Origin of the sequence: Thiohalocapsa halophila, assembly GCF_016583825.1 — a bacterium.
Lineage (GTDB): Bacteria > Pseudomonadota > Gammaproteobacteria > Chromatiales > Chromatiaceae > Thiohalocapsa > Thiohalocapsa halophila.
Window position 1 is genome coordinate 1 of record NZ_NRRV01000156.1, and the last position, 2,119, is coordinate 2,119.

The window sequence follows — 2,119 nt, forward strand, 5'->3', positions numbered from 1 at the left end:
CGGAGCTCAGTCCCGACCAGGAGAATGTCTTTGTCCGGGCCGAGCTGGTCTTCACTGACGACGACGAAGACACCCAGCCCGAAGACATCGCCGAGTGGGCCGCCTTCGGCTTTCTCTTCACCCTGGCAGCGCTGTCGTTCCAGGATGCACGACCACGCGGTATGTCAGGGATCGACTACCAGGCCAACGACCACTTCACCGTTGCCGACTTCTTCGATTGTCTGTCGTTCAAGTATGGGGAGCTGCACCTCGAGGCGGACTACGTGCGCGGCCGCAGCATGAAAACCGCGGTGACGGTCCGCAAGGACGGCGCGGTCATGCTGACCACTTGGGGCCGCGGACAGAGCGCGCTGCGCTGGCTCGACGAGCTTCAAGGCAAGCCGCGGATCGCTCCTGTCCCTGACTGACCTTGTCTCGTTAAGCCGCCACGCCTAGCCCAGCGCCTGCTCGCGCAGCCGGGCCTTCATCTCCCCGGCAAACGCGTCGACGGCTTCATACAGACGATCGATCTCTCCCTGGGTCGCAGCGTCCATCGTCATCGCATCGCTCTGGCCTCTGCTGTGACGTTGCAGAGTGGTCCCGCTCTGCCCTACCCCGGCGGCATACCGTCGGCAGTCTGTCCGAGATGGCCACCTCACGCCCCTGCGGCGCTGCATTCGCAATCGCGCAGCATCTGGAAGCGCTCGAAGCCGATTCCGCGGCGGTCGGTCTGCTCGAGTCCGACTTGCCCGAAGCCGAGCCGTTCGAAGACCGGCCGACTGAGCAGGCTCGCCTCGGCGAGCCAATAGCCTCGGGTCGGTGTCGCGCAGCGCTCCAGCGCCGCGCGCAAAAGCGTGATGCCAAGCCCCCGCCGCGCGTGGTCCGGGTGGACGTAAAGCGAGGCGACGTGGCCGGTGGGCTCGATCCCGCAAAAGCCGATCGGCTGCTGAGCAATCGTCGCCAGGATGGTCAGCGGCTCGAGGATGCAGTCGCCGAACGCTGGCGCCTCGGCGTAGCCGGCCCAGACGGCGATTTGCCTGCTGCTGTAGTGGCCCTGCGCGAGCGTGTTAACCGATGCGGCATAGATGCTGCGCAGCGGGTCCACGTCCCCGGGCGTGGCGAGGCGGAGCGCAATGCTGGACGTGGACACTGCCATTCGATGACTCTTGCGCGAACAACTGCCGATTGTCTGTCGGCTAGCTTCAAGCGGCGATCCCGGTAGGCGGGTGTGACCGAGAGATGGACACTCCGAGCCCAACCAAGGGACAAAGCGCGGGCCAGCTCATATCTCCTTCTGCGTCTGGGTCAGCAGGATAGCGACAGTAACGCCCAACAGCACTCCCAACAGCACTCCCAACACCGGCACCGCCAACGGCGGCACCGGCAGCGGCACCAGCAGCCCAATGATGACCAGCAAGCCGACCCACAGCATCCCACGCACAGCCGTTCCATACCAAGTGCGAGCCAGCGCGTGGATCAGCTCCGCGGTCTCGGCACCCATGGTCTCTCGCAGCCACCGATCCTCCAGCCCCCTGATGTGGCTCGACCAGTCCGTCGGCACCAGCGCCGAGAGTAGGATGAGCTCCATCATCAGCAGAATGACGGCGACGGTGGTGCCCCAGAGCCAGTCAGAACTGGGTTGGCGGTCAGCGGCCAAGGGTTGTGGCCTGACCGCTCTGCAGCTGATCTCGACGTCCGTCTACCGGAGACGCATCCGGCCCAACCAGTATCGGCAACCGCCCCTTGATAGTCCGCCCACCGGCGAGCCGGCCGATGTACTCCAGGTTCGGCAAGTGCCCGAGCAGCGCCGGCGGCAGCAGCTCCCCCTCCTCCTCGATCAGCCGCTCGCCGGCGTTGCCGCTGAAGAGCAACGGGTTGTCCGACTGGGTGCTGCTGGCCTGGGTGCGCATGAGGGTCTTCAGGCGAATCTTCGGCAGGCTGTCGGTGATGTAGGTGTGGGTCTCGGCATCGAGCACCCGCAGCGCGATCAGGTTGTTGAGGTTGGCGAGCACCTAGCCCATGTTTGACATGCTGCGGAAAAATGGGCCCTATAAACAGTATCTTAGTGGTACACAGATGGCGGTTATGGCACTACAGGGTTGGTTTTGGCAGTGAAGGGGCTCGCATTCAAACCACAGTG

General features: G+C 64.6%; 4 protein-coding genes. 1 reads left to right on the forward strand and 3 read right to left on the reverse strand.

Annotated elements, in window-relative coordinates:
* Positions 1–407 (forward strand): hypothetical protein (locus CKO31_RS25585; protein WP_200243582.1); only part of this gene is annotated, 407 nt, incomplete at its 5' end.
* 227 nt (positions 408–634) lie between these two features.
* On the opposite strand, the gene CKO31_RS25590 is transcribed toward CKO31_RS25585, so the two are convergent.
* From CKO31_RS25590 to CKO31_RS25600, 3 genes are all read right to left on the reverse strand, one after another.
* Complete coding sequence (locus CKO31_RS25590) at positions 635–1,135, reverse strand: GNAT family N-acetyltransferase (protein WP_200243595.1); 501 nt, start codon at positions 1,133–1,135, stop codon at positions 635–637.
* A 126-nt stretch (positions 1,136–1,261) separates the two neighbouring features.
* A complete protein-coding gene (locus CKO31_RS25595) occupies positions 1,262–1,636 on the reverse strand; it encodes a hypothetical protein (RefSeq protein ID WP_200243597.1) in 375 nt (124 codons plus the stop codon).
* Complete coding sequence (locus tag CKO31_RS25600) at positions 1,626–1,991, reverse strand: hypothetical protein (protein ID WP_438874037.1); 366 nt, start codon at positions 1,989–1,991, stop codon at positions 1,626–1,628. The genes CKO31_RS25595 and CKO31_RS25600 overlap by 11 nt, the downstream gene beginning before the upstream one ends.
* Positions 1,992–2,119: the final 128 nt, after the last annotated feature.

Excerpts from the sequence above, each read along its gene's own strand:
- CKO31_RS25590 (WP_200243595.1), bottom strand. The coding sequence starts at position 1,135 with ATGGCAGTGTCCACGTCCAGCATTGCGCTCCGCCTCGCCACGCCCGGG.